We start from the raw sequence: 12333 nt of genomic DNA, 5'->3' as shown, positions 1-12333 counted from the left end.
GGTCTCGTCCGCCGCCGCGAACACCGCCCGCAGGTGGGCGAAGAGTCGCAAGCTGTTGCCATTGACCAGAAATCCACTCAGCGGGCGATCGACGAGACCGGCGCGCTCGCGCCCTAGCAGCTTGGCGGCGGTCAGGTTCAGCGAGCGAATGATGCCGTTGCGATCGAGCGTCAGATAGCCAACCGGCGCGAAATCATAGAGTTCGGCGTAGCGATGATGGCTGTCCTCGAGTTCGGCCTGGGCCTGGCGCAGGTCTCGATTCTGGATCTCAAGCTCGATCTGATGGAGTTGGAGGTCGTGCAGCAGTTGCTGCGCCTCATCGCTGTCATCGCTCCCGAGCGCGATTTCAGCCTCACCCAAGAGACGAATCAGTTCGTCCCGGCTGAGGTTGTCGTGGCGTGCCATGGTTTTTCCTAGCAATCAAGAGGGATTCTATGCTCGAGTATAGGCACATCCTGAGCAGCGCGTGCTATCTGGCCCCTCGATTCTCCGGCGGGGAGACCACAGGGGAGGCGGAGGCGCTCAGGCGCGGGATGAAGACGAGGATGGCGCCCTCGATGCGCTTGTCGATGGTCTTGTACGGACGGATGCGCACCGAGTACCACTGTCCCCGCCCGTCCTCGATCTCGAGCAGGCGCGGGCTCATCTGGTCGATGACCTCCAGCACCAGCCGCTCGAGGTTCGGGATCTCGAAGTCCGATTTGATGTGGCTGATGCGTCGACCGACGTCCGCCGGGATCAGATTGAGCAGGGCTTCCGCCGGCTCGGTGAATTGGCGGATGCTGAGATCGGCGTTGAGGATCAGGATCGGCAGCTCGACGCTGGAGAGCAGATTGATCAGATCGTTGTTGGTCTGCGCCAGCTCGCGATTGCGGTTCTCCAACTCGTCGTTGACCGTGGCCAGCTCCTCATTGGTCGATTGCAGCTCTTCCTTCGCCGTTTCCAGCTCCTCGTTCGCGCTCTGTAGCTCCTCGTTGGTGGACTGCACCTCCTCGTTGGCGGCGCTGAGCGCCTCATTGGTGCCCTCTTGCGCCTCAATGATCGACTGCATCGACGCTCGCGTGTTGGTCAGCTCGCGCTCCAGTTCGGCCTGGTAGCGCAGCAGCTCGCGCGTGGTGGCGACATCGGCGCCGGAGGCGGCCTCGCCCGCCGAGCGCATCGATTCCGCCAGCGCCGCCGCCGTGCGCTCCTCGGCAACGGCGCTGACGACCCTGGGCTCGAAGAGGACGATCAGGTTATTTTCGCCACGGATCGCACCGCCGAGCACGAGCACCTGGATATCGACCCGCTGCTCCTGTCCCTGCACCCGCAGGCGCACATTCTCCTTGCGTTGCTCGCCCCCCTCTTTGGTCACCGCATAGATGGCGGCGCGCAGCTCGACGACCAGATCCGGATGGGCCAACTTGTACAGGTTCAGCGTCGCCGTGCCGGCGCTCGGCTCGATGTAGGGCCAGGTCCGACCGAGAAACCGCAGAATCCACTGGCCAGGGTCGATCACCACGCCGACGGGGACATAGCGCGCTAACAGGCGTTGCTCGGTCTCCCGATTCAAATCGTAGACCCGGCTCTCGGGCCCAGGCGGGTCGGCCGTTGCCGGCTCATCCGGCGGACGTTTGCTGCGAGACACCAACGCGTTCAGCGGCTCGGTGGCCACCGATTTCTTCCGGTAGAGCTTGGCCTGCTTGTCCTGCATCGCGAACAAGGCCACCTGGCTACCGACGCTCTCGGAGCCACCGAGCAGCAAGAATCCCTGCGGCTGCAAGGCGTAATGGAATAGCTGCAAGATCTTCTGCTGCAGCCGCAGCTGCAGGTAGATGAGCAGGTTGCGACAGCTCAACAGATCGATACGCGAGAACGGCGGGTCGCGGGTCACGTCCTGGAGCGCGAAGATGCAGCGCTCTCGAATCGGTTTACAGACCTGATAGCCCTTGGCCACCCGCTGAAAATAGCGCTTGAGCCGCGCGGCCGAGACCTCGCCGGCAATGCTCGGTGGATAGACGCCGGCACGCGCCGTCTCGATCGCCTCGTCGTCGACATCGCTGCCAAAGATCTGGATGCTCGGCACCGTCTTGTTTGCGGTCAGGTACTCATCGAGCGCGATGGCGAGCGAATAGGCCTCCTGCCCGGTTGAACAACCTGGCACCCAGATCCGCAGCGGCAGGTTCGACGGACGCTCGCTCAGTAACGCCGGAAAGGCGATCTGTTCCAGCGCGACAAAGCTTTCGACATCACGAAAGAAGCCGGTGACATTGATCAGGATGTCATGAAAGAGCGCATCGATCTCCTTCGTCTCATGCTGCAGCAACTGGATATCGCGGGCGGTGCTATCGAGCTTATGTAGCAGGATGCGGCGAGCGAGCCGGCGCCGGATCGTCGTCTCCTTGTAGGCGGAGAAGTCGTGACCGCTGCGCGCGCGCAGCAGGATAAAGATCTTATTCAGCTCCGTCGGGCTGGCCGCGACCTCCTCCGAGGGTTGTGAGGTCCGCTCCGGGCGCAGCAACGGGTGCTGTGCCAAACGGCCGAGTTCGCGCGCGATCTCCGCCGGCGGCAACACGAAGTCCACATAACCTGCGGCCACCGCATTCGCCGGCATGGCATCGTATTCGGCGCTGTCGCGATCCTGCGCAAAGGTGATGCCGCCCGCCTCCTTGATGGCACGACAGCCGAGGCTGCCGTCCGAGGCGGTCCCTGAGAGCACCACACCGATCGCTTTGCTGCCGCGATCGCCGGCCAGGCTGTTGAAGAACAGATCGACCAGGTTGTAGGCACGCCCCTGCTCGCCACCCTCGGTCAGCGCCACCAGGTGATTATGCAGCAGGCTCAGCCGCTGTCCGGGGGCAATCGCATAGACCTGATTCGGCGCCAACGCCAGACCATTGCTGGCCAGTTGGATCGGCATCGGACAGTCTTTGGCGAGCAGTTCGATCAACAGTGAGGGATGCGTCGGGTCGAGATGCTGAATCAGCACGAAGGCCATGCCGGTATCCGGCGGTAGATTCCGCAACAGTGCCTTGAACGCGGCCAAGCCGCCGGCCGAGGCACCGACCCCGACCACCGGGATGTCCTCGTCCGGGGTCATCGATGGCGTGCTCGAGGAGGGCTCGGTGCTGTCTTCGCTCAATGGCGTTCGTGACTCAACCATCGAGGTCATTGCGCCAGTCCTGATCTTCCTTGTCGAACAGCCGGGTAGCCTCGACGGGCCCCCAAGAGCCGGCCGGATAGGTGTGGATGAAGTTGCGCTCGGTGGTCCAGAGCTTGAGGATCGGGTCGACGATGCGCCAGGCGTAGTTGACCTCGTCGTAGCGCAGGAACAGCGAGTGATCGCCTTCGATGGTGTCGAGCAACAGCGCCTCATAGGCATCGATCTGCTCGCCGCCGATATGGCAGGTGTTGGCATCGAGATGCTCGGTGACGGTGCGCATCTCGAGTCCGGCCTGCTTCACCTGCAGTTCCATCCGGATGCACTCGTTCGGCTGGATGTTGATCATCAGCCAATTCGGCTTCAGTTGCTCGATCGGCGTGTCTTGGAACAGTTGCTGCGGCGGATGCCGAAAGCGGATGCTGACCAATGAGTTGGTCTCGCCCATGCGCTTGCCGGTGCGCAGGTAGAAGGGCACGTTGCGCCAGCGCCAGTTGTCGATGTAGAGCTTGAGCGCGGCATAGGTCTCGGTGGCGCTCTGCGGATCGATCCCCGGCTCGTCGAGATAACCGGCGACCTTCTTGCCATCGACCTCGCCCGCCCGATATTGAGCACGAAAGGCCTGCGCATGCACCGCCTGGCGGCTGATCGGGCGAATCGAGCGCAGCACCTTGACCTTCTCGTCGCGCAGTGCCTCGGCATCCAGGTTTGGCGGCGGCTCCATCGCCACCAGCGTCAGCAGTTGCAGCAGATGGCTCTGGATCATGTCGCGCAGGGCGCCGACCCCATCGTAAAAGCCAGCGCGGCTGCCGATGCCGCGTGACTCGGCATGGGTGATCTGGACGTGATCGATGTAGTTGCGATTCCAAAGGGGCTCGAGCAGCAGGTTGGCGAAGCGGAACACCAGCACGTTTTGCACCGTGCTCTTGCCGAGGTAATGGTCGATGCGAAAGATCTGCTCCTCGCTGAAGTGCCGGCGCAGGTGTTCGTCGAGGATCTCGGCGCTCTCTAGATCGAAGCCGAAGGGCTTCTCGACCACCAGGCGTGCCCAGCCGTCGTCCTGCTGGTTGAGCCCCTGTGCCGCCAGCCCGTCCACGGCATTGCCGTACTGATCCGGGGCAATGGCGAGATAAAAGATCAGGTTGTGCGCAAAGCCCTCGTTGCCGCGCAAACGCTCGGCCAGCCGCTCGAAGCCAGCCCCATCGGTGAGATCGCCCTCGACGAAGAAGAGCCGTTCGAGCAACCGTTCTAGCGCCGCCCCATCGAGCCCACCGCGCGCCGATTGCTCGACGCAGCCACGCACCTCGTCGCGCCAGTGCTGATCGCTCCAATCGCGTCGCCCGAACCCCAGCACCCGCATCGAAGGGGGCAGATGGCCCGCCACCTCCAGGTGATAGAGCGCCGGCAACAGCTTGATCTGTGCAAGATTCCCGGTCGAACCAAAAATCACCAGTGTGCAATCCGCCTGCATGCGAGCCCCCTCAAGATAAACGGTTTATGCTAGGTTCAGTTGGTGAGCCCCGTTAACATCACAAGCTTCGGACCCGATCTCATGTACCCTTCACTCGCTCGCGGCGGCCAAGCCGTTCTGTTCGCCAGTAGCGAAGCGCACCCGCTGGTCAAGACCGGCGGCCTCGCCGATGTGGCTTCCAGCCTGCCCGCCGCGCTGCGTGAACTCGGCCACGATGCCCGGTTGATCATCCCGGCTTACCCGCAGGCCAAACGCTTGGTGCGCGAGTTGCGAGTGCTCAGTGAGCTGAGGCTCAAGAATACCCAGGGGCCGGTGTCGCTGCTCGGCGGCTTGCTCCCAGACCGCGATCTGCCAGTCTATCTGGTCGAGGCACCGGCCTATTTCTGCCGCGAGGGCAACCCTTACACCGACGTCAGCGGTGGCGATTGGGGCGATAATCCAGAGCGCTTTCTGCTCTTCGCGCGCGTGCTCGCGCGGGTGGCGCTCGGCTTGCCCACGCTCGATTGGCGCCCGGATATCCTGCACTGCAACGATTGGCAAACCGGGCTCGCGCCCGTCTTCCTGAACCGCTACGAAGAGCGACCAGCGGTCGTCTTCACGGTGCACAATCTGGCCTATCAGGGCGTGTTCGAGCGCGCGACCTTCGATCGGCTCGGGCTGCCGCCCGCGCTTTGGTCGATCGGCGGGATCGAGTTCCATCAGCGCATGTCGTTCCTGAAAGGCGGCATCGTCTTCGCCGATCGCATCAACACCGTCAGCCCGACCTATGCCACCGAGGCCCGCACGGCGGCTTACGGCTTTGGACTCGACGGACTGCTCAGACAGCTCGGCAGTCGCTTTCAAGGCATCCTGAACGGCATCGATTATCGCACCTGGGATCCGCTGCAGGATGCGAGCCTGCCACAGAATTACGGCCGTGACAGCCTGGAGCTGAAGGCCGCCAATAAGGTCGCGCTACAGCACCATTTCGACCTCCCGCACGCTGAGCACAGCCTGGTGCTCGGCCATGTCGGCCGGCTGGTCGAGCAGAAAGGCGTCGATATGATCCTGGATCTGCTGCCACGGTTACTGGCGCGGGGCGATGTGCAACTGGTGATGCAAGGCGAAGGTGAGCGCGCGCTCGAGCAACGTCTGCTCGAGCAGGCCGCGCGTTATCCGAGCCAGCTCAGCGTGCGCATCGGCTATGACGAGGCGCGCGCGCACCTGATCGAGGCTGGCAGCGATCTGTTCCTGATGCCCTCGCGCTTCGAGCCTTGCGGGCTCAATCAGATGTACAGCCTGCGCTACGGGACGGTGCCGATCGTGCGTCGCACTGGCGGGCTCGCCGACACCGTGGTCGATACCAACCCACACACACTCGCCGGCAACGAAGCGACCGGCTTCCTGTTCGACAGCCCCGATGCCGAGGCCCTATGGGGCGCGCTCGAGCGCGCGCTCAATCTGTATCGCCAGGAGCCCGACAGTTGGCGGCAGTTGATGCAGACCGGGATGGCGCAGGATCTGAGCTGGGAGGCCAGTGCCAAGCGCTATGAGCTGTTCTATCAAGAGGCGCTCGGCGCGCGCCTAGAGCAAACCGAGGCGCTCTCGGCCTGAGCGGGTGTCGCCGCCGCGCGCTCGCCCGCGCCACGCATGCCGCTAGAGGCTGACTGCGGCAGATATTGCTAGAGCCCGATCACGTGGCTCAGCCGCCGCGCCCGCCGCAGCTAGGAGAGTGCGCGGCAGGCTGAGGCAAGGCGCCTTCAGGCTGCCTGGGCCGGGATCTGGTGGCCGAGCCGGATCACCTGGTTGTGCTCGTCGCAATACACCAGCGTTGGCTCGAACTGGGCCGCTTCTTGCTCGCTCATTCCCGCGTAACAACAGATGATGAGTCGATCGCCAGGGCTCGCCTTGTGCGCGGCGGCGCCGTTGATGGAGATCACGCGCGAGCCCGCTTCGGCGCGAATCGCGTAGGTGCTGAAGCGCTCGCCATTGGCCAGGTTGTAGATGTGCAGTTGCTCGAACTCACGGATGCCCGCCTGGCGCATCAGGTCTTCGTCGATGGCGCAGGAGCCCTCGTAGTCGAGTTCGGCCTGCGTCACGCACACGCGATGAAGCTTGCATTTGAGCAGAGTGAGTTGCATTGGTCATCATCTCCCTGGGCAACGGCCTTCTGTCATCACTGCGGGCCCGTCGGTACAGGGTCGCCGCGCCGAGGTCAGGACAGTCATGGTCAAGATGGGGGCATGCTTGCACCGGCGGATGGGCCAGACAAGCGTGCGAGCGGTGTTGGTCAGCGTGTCGGTCGGCAGCGGATGCTGCAGTGCAATATATTCTATCGCCTCAACCCTGGCGCTGGCTAGGCAAGGGATGCATCGAGATCACAGGCGAGGTTGTCGATCAGGCGGGCGCGGCCAAGCCGGGCCGCCGCGAGGATGATCAGCGCGCGGTCGGCCGGGGTGCCCGGGGCGGGCGCGGGCTTGGCGAGATCCGAGCGCCGCCGCACGCTCACATAGTCCGGCTCGAATCCGGCCGCCGCAAGCGCTTGCTCGGCCTCGTGCTCGACGGCCTCGCGGCTCACACCGGCGCGCAAGCGCGTCGCGGCCGCGACCAGGTTGGCATGCAGCCGTGGCGCGATCGCGCGCTCGGCGGTGTTGAGATAGCTATTGCGCGAACTCATCGCGAGTCCGTCTCGCTCGCGCACGATTGGCGCGCCGACGATCTCGACCGGCAGATTGAGATCCTCAACCATGCGGCGGATGATCAACAGTTGCTGGAAGTCCTTCTCACCGAAGATGGCGACCTCCGGCTGCACCATGTTGAGCAGTTTCGCGACCACGGTGGCGACACCGCGGAAATGGCCCGGCCGGATGGCACCACAGAGCTGATCGGAAAGCCAGGGCACCTCGATGACGCTCTGCCCCTCGCGTCCACGCGGATAGACCTCGGCCTCCGAGGGCGCGAACAACAGATCGCAGCCGGCATCGCGCAGCATGTCCGAATCACGTTCCAAGGTGCGCGGATACTGGCTGAAGTCCTCGCTCGCACCGAACTGCAGCGGATTGACGAAGACGCTCGCCACCACGCGATCGGCGCGCGCGGCGGCCTCGCGGATCAGCGACAGATGACCAGGATGCAGGTGGCCCATGGTGGGCACTAGGGCAACGCGAAGACCGGCTTGGCGCCATTCGCCGCACCGCCCGCGTAGTTTTTTCAGTTGTTCAATGTATTCCATCGATCAGACTCAGGCCAGGGTGTGTTCGGGGGCCGGGAAATCGCCCGCTTTGACAGCGGCGACATAGGCCCGCACCGCCGCTTCGATGCTCACCTCCGCGTTGTCATTGGCACCGTCATCCGCGCGTTCGGCGAGGAAATTCTTGCTGAAGCGCGGCGCCTTGCCCGGCGTCAGGCCGAGAATGTCGTGCAGCACCAACACCTGGCCGTCACAGCCCTGGCCGGCGCCGATCCCGATCACCGGGATGTGCAGCCGTTGCGCCAACGCCGTCGCCAAGGCGCTCGGCACGCATTCCAGCACCAGCAGTGAGGCACCGGCCGCTTGCAGTGCCAGCGCATCGGCCTCGATGCGCGCGGCCATCTCGGCATCACGACCCTGCACCCGATAGCCACCGAGCTGATGGATCGACTGCGGCAGCAGCCCGAGATGGGCGCAGACCGGGGCGCCGAACGCGGTCAAGCGCGCCACGGTGTCCGCCAGCGCCCCGCCGCCCTCGAGCTTGACCATCGTCGCGCCGCCCTCGCCCATCAGGCGCGCGGCGGCCTCCAACGCCCGCTCCGGGGTCGCGTAGCTCATGAACGGCAGATCGGCGATGACCAGGCTCTGCTCGGCGACCCGGGTCACGCAGCGGCTGTGATAGACCATCTGATCCAGGGTCACGGGCACCGTGGTGGAGTGGCCCTGGACCACCATGCCGAGCGAATCGCCCACTAGCAGCACCTCGACCCCGGCGCGCTCGAGCAGCTGCGCGAAGGCGGCGTCATAACAGGTCAGACAAGCGATCGGCTCGCCACGCTGCTTGCGCGCGCGCAAGGCTGTGGTGGTGATGGTTGCGGCGGACATCAGGCTCAGAGGCTCCCGGATCGGCGGGTGTTGACGCGCGGCGACTCCTCGCGCAATGGCACCATGGTGCGAGTATCGTCGGCAACGGCGGCCAGCAGCGCGTCCAACGGACCATGCCCAGGGATATCGAGCCTTGGCGGCGCGATATCGGCGAGCGGCACCAGCACGAAGGCCCGCGTCTGCATGTGCGGATGCGGCACGCGCAGGCCCCGCACATCCAGCACGCGATCGGCGATCAGCAGGATATCCAGATCCAGGGTGCGTGGTCCCCAGCGGCGACCCGTGCGGATGCGCCCGTGATGGCGCTCGATCTGCTGGAGCGCCGAGAGCAACGCCAGCGGCTCCAGTGCCGTCTCTAGGCAGGCCACCGCATTGATGAAATCCGGTTGATCGGCGGGACCGACGGGCGCGGTGCGATAGAGCGGCGAGACGGCGGCCAAGTGCGAGTCCGGCAGACCCCGCAGCTCCAACAACGCCTGCTCGACCTGATGGCGCGGATCGGCGAGATTGGCGCCCAACCCGATGTAGACCGGCAGGCGCGGCTGGCGTCCAGCTACTGTTGCGTCGATTGCTGGCGATTCAGCCACCGGAGCGTCCACCACGGGCGATGCCGTCGCTGGCGACTCACGCATTGGCGATTCAGTCATTGGCCTGGCCGTTGCGCTGTTGCGCCGAGGTCGTGACGCCGGCCTCGCTGGCAGCGTCCTTGACGGTGCCCGCCTCAACGGCCTCCCCTTTCGCCTTCGCCTTGCGCTTGCGCCGTTTGCGTTTGCGCGGGGCTGGACCGCCGAGCATCTTGACGCGCTCGGCGGCATCGACGTCCTGAAAGCGTGTCCACCATTCGGCGAGTTCGGGATCGGTCTCACCGGCCTCGGCGCGCAGGAGCAGGAAATCATAGGCCGCGCGGAAGCGCGGATGACTCAGCAGCACCAGTGGGCGCTTGCCCTGGCGCCGTTCGAGCCGCAGCTGCATGGCCCAGATTTCGCGCATCGGCAGCGCGAAGCGTTTTTGAATCGCCACCCGCCGCTGCTGGGCCGAGGCAACTTCGTGAGAGGCCAGCGTCATGGCCTCGATCGATGGCATCCCCTCGCTGAGCAGGGCCTGGTAGCGCAGCCTGACCGGCTCCCACAGCAGGACCGCAAACAAGAACGCGGGGGCGACGGGTTTGCCCTCGAGGATGCGTCGATCGGTGTTATCGAGCCCACGACTGACGAAGGTGATCGGGAAGTCATGATCTTGGCGCGCGAGGCAGGCATCGGTTTCGGGGAAGAGCTGCGCGAACAGATCATGGTGGCGCAGCTTCTCGAAGGCCTGCAGCGCATAACCGCCGTGGAAGAGCTTGAGCGCTTCCTCGAACAAGCGCGCCGGCGAGATCTCGCCGAGCAACTCGGCCAGGTCACGGATCGGCGCGGCGCAGTCTGGATCGATGATGAAGCCGAGCTTGCAGGCGAAGCGCACCGCGCGCAGCATCCGCACCGGGTCTTCGCGGTAGCGGGCCACCGGATCAGCGCCGATCAGGCGCAAGCGTCCCTGCTCGATATCGGCGAGCCCGCCGGCGTAGTCGACCAGCGAGAAGTCGGCGATATTGTAATAGAGCGCATTGACCGTGAAGTCCCGGCGCAAGGCGTCCTCGGTGATGCTGCCGTAGACGTTATCGCGCAGGATCATCCCCTGCTCGGTCACCTGGGCCTCGCTGCCGCCCTCGGCATTACTGCCGCGGAAGGTGGCGACCTCGACGATCTCGCGCCCGAAGAACACATGCGCGAGCCGGAACCGCCGCCCGATCAGCCGACAATTCCGAAACACGCCGCGCACCTCCTCCGGCGTTGCATCGGTGGCGATATCGAAATCCTTGGGCTCGTGGCCGAGCAGCAGATCGCGCACGCCGCCACCGACCAGATACGCCTGGAACCCAGCCTGCTTGAGCCGGTTGAGCACCTTGAGCGCATTCGGGCTGATGTGGGCGCGCGAGATCGGATGCTCGGGGCGCGGGACGATCAGAGGCGCGGGGAGAGTATCGGAGAGCAAGCGGACCAGGGTTCCTTAAAGGTGAGGGGGAGGACTGAACCGATGTGGCGATTTCGACTTGAGCGCGCCAGCAACCTGCGTATAATACGCGATTCTCCGCACCGCTTCTGCTCCCTTCGTCTAGTGGTTAGGACGTCGGCCTCTCACGCCGGTAACAGGGGTTCGAATCCCCTAGGGAGCGCCATTTCTCGCGTTGGCTTCGGCCATCGTCTTGCCGCGCAAGGCCTGATAGCGATCACGAATCTCGACTAAACTCGGTGACGCATCCGTACGCCCCGAGGGCGTGAGGAACGATTCCAGCTTCTTGGTCAGCTTGATGGTGTTGTGCTGCTCCTGCAGGATCGCCATCACGCCGTCGCTGATCAGCATCTGCAGCATCAACTCCTTACTGGTCTTGCCATGGATGTTCTCGGCGATCGGCATCAGTAGAAAGTTGCCGAGCACGATCCCGTACAGGGTTGAGGTCAGGGCGATTGGGATGGTGCTGATGATGACCTCGGGCTCGCCGATCCCGGTCAGCATCCCGATCAGCCCGACCACCGAACCAGCCACGCCGAAGGCCGGTGCCAGCCGAGCCATGTGCCGGAACAGTTTTTCATGCTGGGCGCGGCGCTGGCGGAAGTAGTGCATCTCGGTGGAGAGGATTTCCCGCACCTCGGCGGGCCGATAGCCATCCACGAGCATGCCGAGAGCTGAGCGCAGAAAGCTGATCGTGGTCTGATCCTCCAACTCCTCGAGCGCCAGAATCCCTTGGTAGCGTGAGCGCACCGCCATGTCCAGCAGCGAGTTGATGATCTCGTGCTCGGTCGGCAGTTTGCGCGTGTAGCTGTTGCGGGCGACGAAGAACGCGGAGCGGATGTCGCCGATGGGATAGCTGAGAAAGGTCGCGCCCAGGGTGCCGGAGATGACGATACTCAGACCGACCAGGTTCACGAACAGCCCGGCATTGTTCCCAAGCGCGAAACTGGCGACGAACAGCGCGCCGAAGAGGAGCGCGGCCAGATAATTCAAGATGCTCATTCTGGCGTTTCCTTGGGCTCGACCCGGTCTCGGGTAATGATGATCTCCACGCGCCGATTGAGCGAACGATTGTCGGCGGTGGTATTGGGAACCGTGGGTTCATACTCGCTGCGGCCGATGACCGTGAAGCGACGCGGATCGATGTCGGCGCTGTCGATGAGGTAACGCGCCACACGCGCGGCGCGTGCGGCGGACAGCTCCCAGTTGCTCGGGAACTGGTCCGTGCTCATGGGATGGTCATCGGTATGCCCGATCACCTGTACCGCGAAGGGCGTTTGCTCGATGACCTGGGCCAGACGATCGAGGAATTCCTGTGCCTCGGACTGCAGCGTCGCATCCCCGAGTTCGAAGAGCATCGGCCCCTGCACGCTGACCTTGACCGATTGATCGTCCATCAAGACGACCTCGACGTTGTCGATACGCGCCTCGCGAATCGCATCCTGGCTGCGCGCGAACACATTCAACCACATCAGCGGCTCGAAACTCGGTTGTGGCCGCAGAATTGGTTCCGGTTCCGGCTCAGGCACCAACTCAGGCTCAGGCTCAGGCTCAGGCTCAGGCTCAGGCTCAGGCTCGGGATCGGGTTCGGGCTCAGGCTCAGGTTCGGGCTCAGGCTCAAGC

The 12333-nt window shown here is 64.4% G+C and carries 11 protein-coding genes and 1 tRNA gene; 2 read left to right on the top strand and 10 right to left on the bottom strand.

Translation table 11 applies throughout. The annotated features are described in order from the left end of the window. The 3 genes from AC54T3_RS16575 to zwf form a co-directional block, all read right to left on the bottom strand. A partial coding sequence (locus AC54T3_RS16575; RefSeq protein ID WP_496626425.1) for a PAS domain-containing protein occupies positions 1 to 405 on the bottom strand: 405 nt, incomplete at its 3' end. Positions 406 to 469: 64 nt separating this feature from the next. Beyond that, positions 470 to 3151 (bottom strand): chemotaxis protein CheB, encoded by a 2682-nt coding sequence (locus AC54T3_RS16570; protein ID WP_496626424.1) that lies wholly within the window; start codon positions 3149 to 3151, stop codon positions 470 to 472. Next, positions 3135 to 4610, bottom strand: coding sequence for a glucose-6-phosphate dehydrogenase (gene zwf / locus AC54T3_RS16565; RefSeq protein WP_496626423.1), 1476 nt, complete (start codon positions 4608 to 4610; stop codon positions 3135 to 3137). Before zwf ends, AC54T3_RS16570 begins: the two co-directional genes overlap by 17 nt. 81 nt (positions 4611 to 4691) lie before the next feature. On the opposite strand from zwf, the gene glgA reads away from it, so the two are divergent. Then, complete coding sequence (gene glgA / locus AC54T3_RS16560) at positions 4692 to 6203, top strand: glycogen synthase GlgA (protein ID WP_496626422.1); 1512 nt, start codon at positions 4692 to 4694, stop codon at positions 6201 to 6203. A gap of 146 nt (positions 6204 to 6349) precedes the next feature. Here the strand turns inward: glgA and panD are convergent, their stop codons facing one another. The 5 genes from panD to pcnB all read right to left on the bottom strand — a co-directional run bounded on the left by panD (position 6350) and on the right by pcnB (position 10692). Then, positions 6350 to 6730 (bottom strand): aspartate 1-decarboxylase, encoded by a 381-nt coding sequence (gene panD / locus AC54T3_RS16555; RefSeq protein ID WP_496626421.1) that lies wholly within the window; start codon positions 6728 to 6730, stop codon positions 6350 to 6352. A 215-nt stretch (positions 6731 to 6945) separates the two neighbouring features. Then, positions 6946 to 7821 carry a pantoate--beta-alanine ligase gene (gene panC / locus AC54T3_RS16550; RefSeq protein ID WP_496626420.1) on the bottom strand — a complete coding sequence of 292 codons (876 nt, stop codon included), beginning with the start codon at positions 7819 to 7821 and terminating at the stop codon, positions 6946 to 6948. 9 nt (positions 7822 to 7830) lie between these two features. After that, positions 7831 to 8664 carry a 3-methyl-2-oxobutanoate hydroxymethyltransferase gene (panB, locus tag AC54T3_RS16545; protein ID WP_496626419.1) on the bottom strand — a complete coding sequence of 278 codons (834 nt, stop codon included), beginning with the start codon at positions 8662 to 8664 and terminating at the stop codon, positions 7831 to 7833. A gap of 5 nt (positions 8665 to 8669) precedes the next feature. Then, the gene (folK, locus tag AC54T3_RS16540; RefSeq protein WP_496626418.1) at positions 8670 to 9296 is read right to left on the bottom strand and encodes a 2-amino-4-hydroxy-6-hydroxymethyldihydropteridine diphosphokinase; all 627 of its coding nucleotides are present in this window, start codon (positions 9294 to 9296) and stop codon (positions 8670 to 8672) included. A gap of 7 nt (positions 9297 to 9303) precedes the next feature. Next, positions 9304 to 10692 (bottom strand): polynucleotide adenylyltransferase PcnB, encoded by a 1389-nt coding sequence (gene pcnB, locus AC54T3_RS16535; protein ID WP_496626417.1) that lies wholly within the window; start codon positions 10690 to 10692, stop codon positions 9304 to 9306. 109 nt (positions 10693 to 10801) lie between these two features. Here pcnB and AC54T3_RS16530 point away from each other — a divergent pair. After that, positions 10802 to 10876, top strand: a tRNA-Glu gene (locus AC54T3_RS16530). Here AC54T3_RS16530 and AC54T3_RS16525 read toward each other — a convergent pair. Together AC54T3_RS16525 and AC54T3_RS16520 are read right to left on the bottom strand one after the other, a co-directional pair. Further along, positions 10864 to 11712 carry a motility protein A gene (locus AC54T3_RS16525; protein ID WP_496626416.1) on the bottom strand — a complete coding sequence of 283 codons (849 nt, stop codon included), beginning with the start codon at positions 11710 to 11712 and terminating at the stop codon, positions 10864 to 10866. The genes AC54T3_RS16530 and AC54T3_RS16525 overlap by 13 nt on opposite strands. Further along, the gene (locus tag AC54T3_RS16520) at positions 11709 to 12182 is read right to left on the bottom strand and encodes an OmpA/MotB family protein (RefSeq protein ID WP_496626415.1); all 474 of its coding nucleotides are present in this window, start codon (positions 12180 to 12182) and stop codon (positions 11709 to 11711) included. The genes AC54T3_RS16525 and AC54T3_RS16520 overlap by 4 nt, the downstream gene beginning before the upstream one ends. Positions 12183 to 12333: the final 151 nt, after the last annotated feature.

Source organism: Halochromatium sp. NSM3, from assembly GCF_059621085.1.
Note: the sequence above shows the minus strand (reverse complement) of the source record. Positions and strands in the feature narration are given on the sequence as shown.

What these genes read in the sequence shown, in the direction of transcription:
- panD (WP_496626421.1), bottom strand. Translation starts at nt 6,730, where the DNA reads ATGCAACTCACTCTGCTCAAATGCAAGCTTCATCGCGTGTGCGTGACG.
- AC54T3_RS16520 (WP_496626415.1), bottom strand. Translation starts at nt 12,182, where the DNA reads ATGTGGTTGAATGTGTTCGCGCGCAGCCAGGATGCGATTCGCGAGGCG.
- folK (WP_496626418.1), bottom strand. Translation starts at nt 9,296, where the DNA reads ATGCGTGAGTCGCCAGCGACGGCATCGCCCGTGGTGGACGCTCCGGTG.
- zwf (WP_496626423.1), bottom strand. Translation starts at nt 4,610, where the DNA reads ATGCAGGCGGATTGCACACTGGTGATTTTTGGTTCGACCGGGAATCTT.
- panC (WP_496626420.1), bottom strand. Translation starts at nt 7,821, where the DNA reads ATGGAATACATTGAACAACTGAAAAAACTACGCGGGCGGTGCGGCGAA.
- AC54T3_RS16525 (WP_496626416.1), bottom strand. Translation starts at nt 11,712, where the DNA reads ATGAGCATCTTGAATTATCTGGCCGCGCTCCTCTTCGGCGCGCTGTTC.
- panB (WP_496626419.1), bottom strand. Translation starts at nt 8,664, where the DNA reads ATGTCCGCCGCAACCATCACCACCACAGCCTTGCGCGCGCGCAAGCAG.
- glgA (WP_496626422.1), top strand. Translation starts at nt 4,692, where the DNA reads ATGTACCCTTCACTCGCTCGCGGCGGCCAAGCCGTTCTGTTCGCCAGT.
- AC54T3_RS16570 (WP_496626424.1), bottom strand. Translation starts at nt 3,151, where the DNA reads ATGACCTCGATGGTTGAGTCACGAACGCCATTGAGCGAAGACAGCACC.